Origin of the sequence: Flavobacterium anhuiense, from assembly GCF_001705175.1 — a bacterium.
Lineage (GTDB): Bacteria > Bacteroidota > Bacteroidia > Flavobacteriales > Flavobacteriaceae > Flavobacterium > Flavobacterium anhuiense.
This window is the reverse complement of the sequence record NZ_CP016907.1, coordinates 4,223,620-4,237,231: the sequence shown is the minus strand read 5'-3', so window position 1 is coordinate 4,237,231 and position 13,612 is coordinate 4,223,620. Positions and strand designations below refer to the sequence as shown.

Genomic DNA, 13,612 nt, shown 5'->3' with positions numbered 1-13,612 from the left:
GCATTGTAGTAAAACACTACATAAAACTAACATTAACTATTAAATCTTAAAATTATGATGGAAGTCTACTTGGGAACAATTTTATCTTTCGCATTTAACTACCCTCCTGCTGGGTGGGCTGCTTGCAATGGACAAACTATGTCAATTTCTCAAAATTCAGCTCTTTTTGCACTACTTGGAACAACTTACGGGGGCAACGGCGTTTCTACGTTCGGCCTTCCTGATCTAAGAGGAAGAAGTCCTATCCATTTCGGACAGGGACCTGGCCTAAGTCCTGTCGTAATAGGAGAAAGCGCAGGTACTGAAAATACGACCTTAACAACGGCAAACATGCCAGCTCACGTACATGCTCTAACTGGTGGTACTGCAACAGTAGCGATAACTGCAACTACTATAACTGGCGGTACAATTACCAATGAAACTGATAATGGAAATAACTCTTTTGCTTCAAGTGGCTCAACACCTAATATCTACAGCGAACCAGGAGGAAGTGGAACTGACAAAATTGGAGGCCTTACCGGAACGGCTACGCTTGGCGGTACAACAGCAATAACTGGAAGTACTATTCCTTTTAGCATACGTGATCCATACCTTGCTGTAAACATGTGTATTGCCCTAAATGGAATTTTTCCTTCCAGAAATTAAATCAATTTATTAATAGAGGCAATTTTTGCCTCTATTTTTTAATCTCATTTTATGGATAAGCAAATTAAAATCGGAATTTTAATCCCAAAGTCTCAACAGTATCCTTCATTAGATAGAGATTTCATAAGAGGTTTAAAACTTAACAATCTGGATGTAAAACTTTTTGTAGAAAGCATTGGTATTGGTGCAGACGAGAAGCTGATAATCGATAAAATACAAAAACTTAATTTTCAGGAAGATGTTACAATTATAATTGGCTTTCTTGGACATCGTAATACGACTGATGTGTATAAATATGCTTCTAATAACAATATCTTATTATTGGTGGCCGATTTGGGAGCAACCACTCCTTATCAAACGTCTGAACATAAGGGCATATTTATCAATTCATTAGGATTAACCGATTCTTGCTATTATTTAGGGCGGTATTTTAGCAATAAAAATTATCAAATAGCAACTTCTACTTCTTTTTATGATTCTGGATATAGTTTGCTTTCTGCATTAGAATATGCATTTAAAGAGCAAAATCAATTTACAGGACACTACATAACTCCTTTTATGCCTAGAGAAGATGAAGCGGGACACATGGATCACACTATAAATGCACAGCAACCAAATGCTGTTTTTGCTTTTTATAGCGGTTTGTATGCAGATGAGAATGCCGGTTTTCTTAAACAAAATAAACTTACTCAAAAATATCCTTTTTATGTTACACCTTTTTCTGTCAATGATAAAATTTTAGAAGAATATAAAAATGATCCTCATGAGCTTTATGTCGTTAGCAGTTGGATGCAAAGTGATCCAGATTCAACAGATTTTACTTCACGATATAAAGATGTTTATGATGAAAATCCATCTTTTTTTTCCGTTTTGGGTTACGAAAATGGTCTCATATTAAAGAATTTACTTTTAAATGCTAAGAGTTTAAAAACAAGTTCCTTAATTGAAGAAATATACAAGTTAGATATTGAAGGGCCAAGAGGAAATATCAAATTTGACAAGGATAACAACAGAACATTATTCAATCACTATATATACCAATTAAACTTGGACTCTTTTAATAATATAAGCTTTAAAAAAATTGAAACATTGGCAAACGATGGCAATTTTATTAAAGCTTTTACCTCACTGCCAAAACCTGATCATATAGGAGGCTGGGACAATGCTTATCTATGTCATTAACTAAATTATATGTTATGAAAAAAAAATTACTTTTACTTTTTACGTTCTTTTGCGTCTTTAGTTTTCATCAAAATTTAAAAGGACAAACTTTAGGGCCTGGAGATATTGCTTTTATTGGTTTTGATACTGGAGGTCAAGACGGCTTCAGCTTTATTGCCTTAAAAAATTTACCAGCGGGAGAGATTGTATATTTCACCGAAGAAGGTTTATTTATCAATGGCTGGATAGGAAGCAATGAACCACACATAAGATGGACAATTCCTCCTAATGTGACCGTAGGAACAATCATATCTGTGATAGAAACTGCAACAAACAATGTCTTTACTGCAACTGCTAGTGTAATTGGTGACGTGACAAGTAGTTTTGTAATTAATCCTACAGGGCCTGTTTACAGCTTTAATCTATCTGCAGGAGACCAGATGCTAGCCTATCAAAGCGTTGGAAATGTAATGAGGCCTACAATGACACCGGTACCAGACCCGATACCAGACCCAGAACCGGTACAACCAAATATAACTTTTATAGCAGGTGTTCATGGCGATTACAATGTTAGTAATTATGATGTAGTTACACATTGGAATAATCCTAACACAACAGGAAATCTTGGTGGTGGAGAAAGTATAAAACCATGGGGATTAGAAAATGGAAAAAATTGCGTTGCATTATTTCCTGGGATTACAGAACAAGGACAATTTTTCGCAAAATACACAGGTTCCTTAACGGGTACAGCTACTGCTATAAGAACAAGCATTAACACGTACAGTAACTGGATTATTACAACACCAACTTCTACACCTGCAGGCAGTCAAGGAATCTTACCTAGCAACTACACTGCTCCAAATATAACTCCTATGGTAGCCCCAACAGTGACCACAAACACACCAGTAACAAGTTTTGGAGCAGTCTCGGCCGTGTTAGGAGGTTCAAACGATAATGGCGGAGACACTGGGACTATAAATAGAGGCGTTGTTTGGTCTTTAACAACCAATCCAGTAATAAGCGGTCCAGGAGTAACAAACGTATTTGGAACTGCAGGCACTGGTGCATTTACTATAAATGTACTTTCACTGCCTCCAGCAACGACAATATATTATAGAGCCTATGCGCAAAATTCAATTGGTACATCTTATGGAAACACGGTATCTTTTACAACCAATTCCACATTATCTGCGACACAATCACAGACAATTGCTTGTAATGGCACCAATAATGCAACGGCAACAGTAAACGTTTCAGGAGGAAAATCTCCTTACACTTATGCTTGGACTAATGGTAGTACAGCAGCAACAGCAACAGGTTTAGAGCCAAATATTACTTACAATGTTTTAATAACAGACAGTGAACAAACTACGATATCAAAAAATTTTACTATAGCAGAAAATCCAGCAATATTGGGTGGACTTAGCGTTACCAATGTGGCGTGTAACGGAGGAAACAATGGGTCTATAGACCTTACCCCTTCAGGAGGCAGCGGATCTTATACATACAATTGGGGAGGTGGAGTCACAACACAAGATAGAACTGGTCTAGTAGCAGGGACATATTCTGTCACTATTACTGACTCTAATAATTGTAGCACAATAATAAATAATATTGTAGTTAGTCAGCCTACAGCTTTAAGCGCAGCAATTGGAGGCGGAAAAACAGACGTATCCTGCAATGGAGGCGCTAATGGCACGGCAACGGTAGCTCCAACTGGAGGTGCTGGAAGCTATACTTATTCCTGGAATACAACACCCGTCCAAACAACTGCTACAGCAACAGGACTCATAGCAGGGACTTATACTGTGACGGTAACTGATGCCAATAACTGCCAGACAACTAGAACTTTTACTATTAACCAGCCTCCATTATTAAACATAGCAACTGGAGGAGGCAAAACAGACGTATCCTGCAATGGAGGCGCTAATGGCACGGCAACAGTTGTGCCGACCGGAGGTGCTGGAGGTTATACTTATTCTTGGAACACAACACCTGTTCAAACCACTGCTACCGCAACAGGTCTTGCTGCAGGCAATTATACGGTAACGGTAACCGATGCCAATAGCTGTCAGGCAACTAGGAGCTTTACCATTAACCAGCCAGCAACAGCTTTAAACGCTGCATCTGGAGGAGGCAAAACAGACGTATCATGTAATGGAGGCGCTAATGGTACGGCAACAGTAGCTCCAACTGGAGGTGCTGGAGGTTACACTTATTCTTGGAACACAACTCCTGTACAAACAACCGCTACGGCAACAGGTCTTGCTGCAGGCACTTATACAGTAACGGTGACCGATGCCAATAACTGCCAGGCAACCCGAAGCTTTACCATTGACCAGCCAGCAACTGCTTTAAGCCTACTAACTGGAGGAGGCAAAACAGACGTATCCTGCAATGGAGGTGCTAATGGTACGGCAACAGTAGCTCCAACTGGAGGTGCTGGAAGCTATACTTATTCTTGGAACACAACTCCTGTACAAACAACTGCTACTGCAACAGGTCTTGCTGCAGGCACTTATACAGTAACGGTAACCGATGCCAATAGCTGTCAGGCAACTAGAAGCTTTACCATTAACCAGCCAGCAACTGCTTTAAGCTTAATAACTGGAGGAGGCAAAACAGACGTATCCTGCAATGGAGGTGCTAATGGTACTGCAACGGTTGTGCCAACTGGAGGAACTCCAGGTTATACTTATTCTTGGAATACAACACCTGTTCAAACAACTGCTACGGCAACAGGTCTTGCTGCAGGCACTTATACTGTAACGGTAACTGATGCCAATAGCTGTCAGGCAACTAGGAGCTTTACCATTAACCAGCCACCAGCTTTAAACTTATCAATTGGAGGAGGCAAAACAGACGCATCCTGTAATGGGGGCGCTAATGGTACGGCAACAGTTGTGCCGACCGGAGGTGCTGGAGGTTATACCTATTCTTGGAATACAACTCCTGTACAAACAACTGCTACCGCAATGGGTCTTACTGCAGGCACTTATACAGTAACGGTAACCGATTCTAATAGCTGCCAAGCAACTAGAAGTTTTACTATATCTGAACCGCCTGCACTTACGGCAAGCAATGGTGGTCAAACCGATGTTTCTTGCAATGGAGGATCAAATGGTTCAGCTACTGTAAACGTTACTGGAGGAACAGGCACTTATACTTACCAATGGGCTCCTAGCGGAGGAACTGCTGCAACTGCTACAGGACTATCAGCTGGAACTTATATTGTAACAGTAAAGGATGCTAATAATTGCCAGACTTCACAAAGTTTCACCATTAATCAACCACCTATTTTAAGTGCAACACAAACACATACCGATGTTTTATGTAATGGCGGAGCAACAGGAACTGCTACAGTTACAGCATCAGGTGGGACTGGAAATTATACCTACTTATGGTCTCCATCCGGGGGTACAGCTGCTACTGCTACTGGCTTAACCGTAGGAAATTATAGCTGCCTAATTACAGATGCTAATGGATGTTCTATTACTAAAAATTTTACGATCAATCAGCCTTCAGTTTTAGGCGCTACTACTTCGCAGACAAATGCAACTTGTTCTGTGGGTGGAGATGCTTCTGTAACACCATTCGGCGGTGTTGGTAATTATAGCTATTTATGGACACCAGGAGGTGCTACCACGCAAAATATTACCAACTTAGCCGCGGGCAATTACAGCTGCCTCATTACAGATGGAAATGGATGTACGGTCACTAAAAACTTTATCATCAATACAACTAATACACTAGTAGCTGCTACTTATCAAGTTAATGTGTTATGCAACGGATCCAACACTGGTTCTGCTTCAGTTATTCCTTCAGGAGCCGCTGGACCGTTTACTTATAGTTGGTCTCCTTCTGGAGGATCTTCTGATACTGCAAACAACCTTAGTGCAGGAAACTATTCTGTAACAATCACTGCCAGCAATGGATGTTCAATTGTCAAAAACTTTACAATCACTGAGCCATCGTCCATTGTAATAACACCAAATCCTCAAACAAATGTGACTTGCAGTGGAGGAAACAATGGTTCTGCAAGTGTTTCAGTAACAGGTGGCACAGGTGCATATTCCTACACTTGGTCTCCTTCTGGCGGAAATGCAGCAACAGCAACCGGACTTTCTGCTGGAACTTATACTGTCACAGTAAAAGACGCTAACTCATGCACCAAAACACAAAGTTTTACTATAACAGAACCTAATGCTCTTAGTGCAACAACATCTCAAACCGATGTTACTTGCAATGGAGGTTCTAACGGAACTGCAACCGTAAACGTTACTGGAGGAACTGGAACTTATACATACTCTTGGTCTCCTTCTGGCGGAACTGCCGCAACTGCTTCTGGTTTACCAGCAGGAACATATACAGTTACTGTCAAAGATGCCAACCTATGTCAAACTACGGCAAGCGTAACTATTACTGAACCTCCTGTTCTTACAGCAACGGTAGCTAAAACAGACGTTTTATGCAATCAGGCAAATAACGGAACAGCTACTGTAACTCCTTCTGGAGGAACTGGAACTTATACCTATTCTTGGTCGCCATCTGGGGGAACTGCTGCAACAGCTACAGGATTAAGTCCAAATACTTATAGTGTTACTGTGACCGATGCAAACGGATGTTCTGTGACAGAAACCGTTCAAATTACAGAGCCTTCTGCCCTTTCGCTAACAGATTCTCATATCAATGTTTCTTGTAATGGAGGCAATAACGGTACTGCATCTGTAGTGGCAACTGGAGGAACTGGAGGAACTGGAGCTTATACTTACTCTTGGTCTCCGTCTGGCGGAAGTGCAGCAACAGCAACTGGTCTTACCGCAGGAGTTTATACTGTAACCGTTACAGATGAAAATTCATGTTCTGCAACAAAAGCGATTACCATTACAGAACCAGATGCCTTAACCTTAACTGCAACTCCTTTAGCAGTATCTTGCCATAACGGAAATAACGGGTCGGCTACAGTAAGCGTAACAGGCGGTACAGGTGCCTATTCTTACTCTTGGGCTCCATCTGGCGGAAATGCCGCAACTGCAACTGGTCTTGCTGCCGGAACTTACACTGTAACTGTTACAGATGATAATTCTTGTACGGCTACTGCAACTGTTGAAGTAATTCAACCTGCTAATCCAGTCAATTTAAATACTGCAGTGGTTTCTGGAATAACTACAACTGGCGCTTCATTATCTGGTACAGCATCTTCTGACGGAATCAATACTGACAGTGGTTCTTGTTTAACGGAAGTTGGTTTTGTATATGCTCAGCATGCTAACCCTACTACAGCTGATACTAAAATTAATGTCACTGCTGCATTAGGAACATTTGCAAACTCTTTATCTGGACTTAGAGGAAATAGAACGTATTATGTTAGAACTTATGCTATAAACAGTAACGGTTTTATTAATTATGGAAATGAAGTAAGTTTTACAACACAAAAATATACTCTTACTATAACCGCAGCAACAGGACATACTAAAGTATATGGCACAACAGATCCCGTATTCAATTACACTGCTTTAGGTTTTGCTAACGGAGATACAAACTCAATACTTAGCGGTCTGCTTACAAGAGATGCTGGAGAAAATGTTGGAAAATACAACATTAACCTGGGAACAATCAATGCTGGGGCAGATTACGTAATTGCCTTTACTGGTGCAGAATTTGAAATTACTAAAGCAAATCAAACAATTACTTGGAATCAAACATTAGAATTTGGCTGTTCAGATTCTAAAAATGTTACCTTAACAGCAACAACTGATAGTGGCTTACCAGTTTCTTACAGTATTGCAAATGCAGCATTGGGAACAATTTCAGGATCAACTTTAAACATTACAGGTTCAGGAAGCTCAACCATTACTGCAACACAAAATGGAGATCAGAATCATAATCCTGCAACTGTCGTTGTAAAACCAATAGAAATAAGCCAATCTGGTCTTGTTATACAGCAATGGGCAAATGTCCTATTCTTTGATAATAGATCAAATAATTTTGTGGCTTGGCAATGGTATAAAAACGGAGCAGCTATTTCTGGAGCAACTAAGCAATATTATAGTGAAATACAGCCTTTAAATGGCATTTATTACGTAATTGCAAAAGACAAAAACGGAAACTCCATTAAATCTTGTCCAATTGAAACAACTGGAACAATTTTCACCAAGAAAATCAAAATTTATCCAAACCCAGTTAAACCTAATGCCGAGTTTACTTTAGAATGTGATTTTAGCGAATCTCAATTAAATGGATCTGAGGTGGTTATTTATGACATTGCAGGGAAATTAGTTCAGACTATTTCAAATGTAAAACCAAAAAATCAAATTATCGCTCCATCACAGACAGCCTTATACATTGTTGTTCTTAAACTGGCTGACGGTCAGTTAAAAACAATCAACTTATTGGTTAAATAAAAATGAGATTTAATTTAAAATTACAAACAATGAAAATTAAAGCCACCATAGCTATACTTACACTGTTTAGCGTCACGATAAAAGCACAGGAAATTAATTTTAAAATTAACGGCGGTCCGTCTGGAATTCTATACGATAGCAATATCGGAGAAGGTAAACTAAAATTTGGTGGAGGAATAGGTGTTGGATATACCTATTTCTTCAGCAATCACTGGGGAATTTCGACAGGCGTTGATGTTACATACAATCAAAATAGTTTTGAATTAAATAATGGAACTACCATCTCAACTTATGAGGTCGATGACCAAACTTCTGCATTTGAGTATCGGGTCACTCCTACCAACTATAAAGAAGATCAACATTTTATTGGTTTCGCGATTCCGCTTCTTCTTCAATACAGAACATCAATTGCTTCTCAGACACAATTGTACTTTGGATTCGGAGGAAAAATTATGTTCCCAGGAAAACAAACTGTAAAAGCTTCGGCTTCTGAGTTACAGCTGAGCGGTTATTATCCTGATGTAAATCTTTTAGTTGATGATCTGCCTTCTCACGGATTTGGAAAAGTAACCAATTGGCAAGATAAAACAACAGTAAGCTTAGATCCCGCTTTTATGTTAAGTTTTGAAACTGGTCTAACATTTAAACTAGCAGAAAAAACAAAGCTTTATACAGGTTTATACCTTGATTACGGTTTAACTGATTTGGCAAAAGAAACTCCAAATACCAATATTGTGGCTTACAATCCAAACGGACTTGACAATATTCAGGCAAATGGTACAATCGGAAATAGCAGTATCGTACAAGAAAGCCGTTATCTATCTGCTGGAATCCAACTGAAACTAGGTTTTTCATTAGCTAAAGACAAACCAGAACCTGTACAGGCAAAAGAAGAAACTTTCACTCAAACAGAAACAGCTCCAGTTCAGAAAGAGGTTCCTGTACAGCAAAAAGTTGTAGAAGCAGTTCCTGCTAAAAAAGAACTGACTACAGAGGAAAGAAATTATATTGAAAAAGAGCCTCTCGCTTTCCAAGAAATTGGAAATACTAGCGTAACGCCAGAACTTGCTTCAAGATTAGATGAAATTGCAAAAATTCTAAGATCGAACAAAGACACAGATCTAAATATTACTGGATATACTTGTGATATAGGAACTGAAAAACGCAATCTTGAAATTGGAATGAAAAGAGCTCAGGCAGTTGCAGATTATTTACAGAACAAAGGAATAGAGTCTAACCGTATACATTTATTCTCAAAAGGAGAAAGCGAACCTTTAGTTCCAAATACTCCAGCAGAAAATAAACCGCAAAACAGAAGAGTTTCACTTACTCTGATAGACGCAAAATAATTTTTTTAATTCTACAATTCTATAAAGCATGATAAAGAGCTTAGTTCTCTTTTTCATGCTTTTTTCTTTTTGATTTAAAAACATTTCAAAAGCTAACAAATATCATGTTTTCTTTTTTGCTTAATGTCTTTCTTTGTTTTAATTAAAACTAATCCAGACATTTTACCAATTCTTCGCAACGTATTAATTGTTTTGCCATGCATATTGATACTGACTTACTTTACACTTGGGGAGCCGTAGCAAAAAAGGTTACCAAAAACTCCATTATTTTCTTCGAAAATGACGCCGCTATTTCTTATTATCAAATTTTAGAAGGAACTGTAAAAATGAGTTATACCAACGAAGATGGCAAAGATTTGACGGTTGGCATTTTTAATGAAGGAAACAGTTTTGGCGAACCGCCGCTTTTTATCGGACAGCCTTACCCTGCTACTGCTATTGCTCAAACGGATTGTGTCATTCTAAAATTGTCCAAAAACAACTTTTTTTCTTTTCTTGAAGAAAATCCAGAAATGCAATATAAAATACTCAAATTATTTGCGTGGAAAATATATAACAAGATTGTCTTTTCTAAAAACATAGTTAATAATAAACCTGAATATCGCATTCAGTATTTTTTAGATAATTTAAAAAAGCAAAGTAACATAGGCGCTTCAATAAAAATGAAAATTCCATATACAAGACAAGAAATTGCAGATTTTACAGGACTTCGTGTAGAAACCGTAATACGTACATTATCGCTTATGAGCAAGAACAAAAAAATCGAAATTATCGATCATAAATTGTTCTATTAATTACATGCCTTATGATTTGAATCATACCAAAACAGGAAGATTTTTTCTTTTTTTGTTGAAGGTTACAAGAAATTATTAATTCAGTTCTAATATCTTTAAAAACTAAAAATGGGAGCTGTTTTAGTTCCCATTTTTATATTGAAATAACTTTATTCATCATCCATTTTGAAATATTTTCTGCTCTTATTTTTATCTCATCAGCTTTTTCTCCTTCAAACAAATCATCTACCGTTTTTTTCCAAAGTTTAGTCCAATGCTCAAAATGAGCCTGTGTAAGAGTACTTTTCTGATCTAGCATGCGATGTTTCAGCATCGGATTTCCGTCAAAATTTCCGCTATGAAAAATAATGTTATCCCAAAAATCATACATAATCGGAAGATGCTTCTCCCAGTTTGTCATAGCAATTTCTGTAAACAAATATCCTATGATTAAGTCTGTTTTTACTTTTAAATAAAAAGCATCTACCAACACGGTTATATCATCTTTATTTCTAATATCTGTTTTCATATTTTTTTGATTCTGAATGAATAATAAAACATTAAAGATCTTTGCGGTCAAATTTTCTGATTGAAATCAGAAACGGAACAGCAATCCATAAAACGAGTAACAAGAAAGAAACTAACAGGCCAATTACTGTTCCGAAAAAGTCCTTGAAAATAGCTCCTGTATATCCCATCATGGCAGATTGATCTAAATGCAGCAATATTTGAATTCTAGCTAAATCAATCGGGCTCGAAGCGGTCAAGGTTACCATCATTTCTTCAATCGGATATTCTGCAAATTGAAACAAAAGAAACAATACCAGCGCATCAAACAATATGGCAAAATACATCCAAAACAAAATGGATAAACCTATTCCCTTTGCCTTGTCTCGAGTTAAAATACAGCTCAAAAAAGCCAATGCAACAAAAACAATCGAAATTAAACTTCCCGACAAAAGCATCATTAAACCTGCCATACCTGGAGCATTTAGCAAAAGCGGAATTCCTGCACCAAGAAAAAAAGCTAGAAACATTGCTATGGAAAGACCACCAAACAAACTAATCCAGATTTTTTTTCTTTTAATCGGCTGGCTTAGCAAAAGCTCTATAAATTCTGAACTATTGTAAATATAAATAGTCGAAAAAAGAATGGATACCAACGGAACTGTAAATAAAATCACATTCAAAATCGTCAGTAAACCTTTTGCCGTATTGTCTTCAAGCATAAAAGATCCCCAAGAAAGCAATGCCAAAATTAAGGCATAACTCACAATAATCTTATTTTAAGAATATCCAATAAGACAATTTTAATTATTCTGTTCATGCTGTTTTTCTTTTAATATGGTAGCGATAGATCTTGAAATTTTAGTTTCCCCAGTTGATTCCAAAAGATCTTTTATTGTTTTATGAAAATGAACTTTTCCGTCCTGCATAAAAATAATCTGAGTAATCATATCGTCTAGTTCGCTTAACAAATGAGAAGTAATCAAGATTAATTTTCCTTTGTTTTTCTCTTTAATGATTTTCTCCTTCAAAATTTCTGCAGCCAGCGGATCTAGTCCTGCTGTAGGTTCATCCAGAATTAAAACGTCGGGATTAAAAAGAAAAGCCAATGTTGCACTTACCTTCTGTGTTGTTCCGCCAGAGAGAGTTCGCATTTGTTTTTCACTCATTTTATCCAGTTTAAAAGCTTTGATTAAATCTTCATCCAACTCATTTTTCGAGTTTCTAATTTGTTTAATCATGGCTATAATCTGAGCGATAGTCATATTATCGGGATAACGCCCAATTTGCGGCATATACCCTATTCTGTTTCGATATTCAAACTGCTTTAAAATAGATTCATCATGCAGCAAAATATCTCCGCTATCGGGCAAAACCATTCCTAAAACCGATTTTATCAAAGTAGTTTTTCCGCAACCATTTGGGCCTATAAGCGCAATGCATTCTCCTGCTTTAAACTCTAGGTTTACATCTTGCAAAACCTGAAGTCTGCCAAATTTTTTATTTATATTTTTTAAAGTAATCATAATACAAGAGATTTCATTTCGGGAGATTCATCAACAAAATTATCAGGCGTTATGCTCGGAAGGATTTTCTCTGATTTATCCAAAAGCGTAATCATAAAACTTCGGAACAAAAGCATCGCCGACGGGTTATTCTCAGTAATAACAGCAAAAAGACTAAGTGGATGAAACGGCACATCGCCAATTCCGTCCCGATTCAAATCATAACCTTCATATTTATCCCAATAATTATTATTGAAATGATTCAAAACCAAACTTCCGTTAGTACTGATGTCGAAAGTATTAGAAAGAAAATTATTAAACGAAATCACATTATCCATACAGCTTGCCTGCACTTTCATTCCCCAACCATTATCTTTAAAAATATTCTTCTCCAATTTTACACGACTCGTTCCTTCCATATAAATTCCTGAAGTATTTCGGATAAACTTATTACCAATAATGTGACTGTCTGAAATTTCTTTGAGCAGTAAACCATAAGACGCATCGCCCCAATTCTCTTCAAAATAATTGTTGAACATTTTTACATTTTTAGTAAACATTACTGCCACTCCTGCCCCATTGTTTTTAAAAACATTGCCGATATAAGCATCATCATTAGAAAACATAAAGTGTAACCCATAACGGATGTTGGCTTTAGAAACATTTCGCCAGATTACAGAATTAGAAACAAACTCAAAATAGATTCCATCGCGATGGCCAGAAATCCTATTTCCTACAATCTGCATGTTCTCACTTTTCCAGCAATGAATTCCATTTCCAATACGCTGTTCTTCTTTTTGATAGGCTTTTATGGTATTATTTTTTATAATGCAGTTTATTCCTTTTTGGGCATAGATTCCGAAAAAATTATTTTCTAAGAAATTATCTTTTACAACAACTCCTGTTTTGTTATATATTTTAATTCCACAAGGATCATTCAAGGAAGCATAACCAGAATTTATCACTTTAAATCCAGAAAAAATTACGCTATCTGCTTTTATGGAAACTACTTCATATTTTAGCTGTCCATCCAGAATTGGCAAATCTTTACCCTGTAGAATTACTTTTTTATCTATAATAATATTGCCTTCTCGATAAATGCCATTATTAACGATAATGGTGTCTCCAGACTTGGCAAGTTCTATTGCCTTTTTGATTGTTTTTACGGCTTTGTCTTGGCCAACTTCAATTTTCTGTGACCAAAGACAATTAAACAATAATAACATTGAAAGGCAAAAATGCAGTTTCATGATTTAAGATTTTAATTA

Annotated in this window: 9 protein-coding genes; 5 read left to right on the top strand and 4 right to left on the bottom strand. The window is 37.2% G+C overall.

All coding sequences use genetic code 11. From position 1 onward, the window contains the following. Nucleotides 1-54 precede the first annotated feature (54 nt). The 5 genes from BB050_RS17740 (at nucleotide 55) to BB050_RS17720 (ending at nucleotide 10,353) form a co-directional block, all read left to right on the top strand. A complete protein-coding gene (locus BB050_RS17740) occupies nucleotides 55-645 on the top strand; it encodes a phage tail protein (protein ID WP_236940361.1) in 591 nt (196 codons plus the stop codon). Between the two features lie 51 nt (nucleotides 646-696). After that, nucleotides 697-1,827: an ABC transporter substrate-binding protein gene (locus tag BB050_RS17735; protein ID WP_066034526.1), complete on the top strand. Its 1,131-nt coding sequence runs from the start codon at nucleotides 697-699 to the stop codon at nucleotides 1,825-1,827. 14 nt (nucleotides 1,828-1,841) lie between these two features. Next, entirely contained in the window at nucleotides 1,842-8,210 is a 6,369-nt protein-coding gene (locus BB050_RS21765; protein WP_164085595.1) for a T9SS type A sorting domain-containing protein, read from the top strand. A gap of 29 nt (nucleotides 8,211-8,239) precedes the next feature. Beyond that, nucleotides 8,240-9,559, top strand: a complete 1,320-nt coding sequence (locus tag BB050_RS17725; protein WP_164085594.1) for an OmpA family protein — start codon at nucleotides 8,240-8,242, stop codon at nucleotides 9,557-9,559. Nucleotides 9,560-9,756: 197 nt separating this feature from the next. After that, the gene (locus BB050_RS17720) at nucleotides 9,757-10,353 is read left to right on the top strand and encodes a Crp/Fnr family transcriptional regulator (RefSeq protein ID WP_066034523.1); all 597 of its coding nucleotides are present in this window, start codon (nucleotides 9,757-9,759) and stop codon (nucleotides 10,351-10,353) included. A gap of 133 nt (nucleotides 10,354-10,486) precedes the next feature. Here the strand turns inward: BB050_RS17720 and BB050_RS17715 are convergent, their stop codons facing one another. Genes BB050_RS17715 through BB050_RS17700 form a run of 4 tightly spaced genes read right to left on the bottom strand, consistent with a single transcriptional unit; the run spans nucleotide 10,487 to nucleotide 13,594 of the window. Further along, on the bottom strand, nucleotides 10,487-10,861 hold the full coding sequence (locus BB050_RS17715) for a group III truncated hemoglobin (protein WP_066034522.1): 375 nt from the start codon (nucleotides 10,859-10,861) through the stop codon (nucleotides 10,487-10,489). Between the two features lie 31 nt (nucleotides 10,862-10,892). Continuing rightward, a complete protein-coding gene (locus BB050_RS17710) occupies nucleotides 10,893-11,606 on the bottom strand; it encodes an ABC transporter permease subunit (RefSeq protein WP_236940360.1) in 714 nt (237 codons plus the stop codon). A gap of 36 nt (nucleotides 11,607-11,642) precedes the next feature. Further along, entirely contained in the window at nucleotides 11,643-12,365 is a 723-nt protein-coding gene (locus tag BB050_RS17705; RefSeq protein WP_066034521.1) for an ABC transporter ATP-binding protein, read from the bottom strand. Further along, a complete protein-coding gene (locus BB050_RS17700; protein ID WP_066034520.1) occupies nucleotides 12,362-13,594 on the bottom strand; it encodes a nitrous oxide reductase family maturation protein NosD in 1,233 nt (410 codons plus the stop codon). Before BB050_RS17700 ends, BB050_RS17705 begins: the two co-directional genes overlap by 4 nt. Nucleotides 13,595-13,612 lie beyond the last annotated feature (18 nt).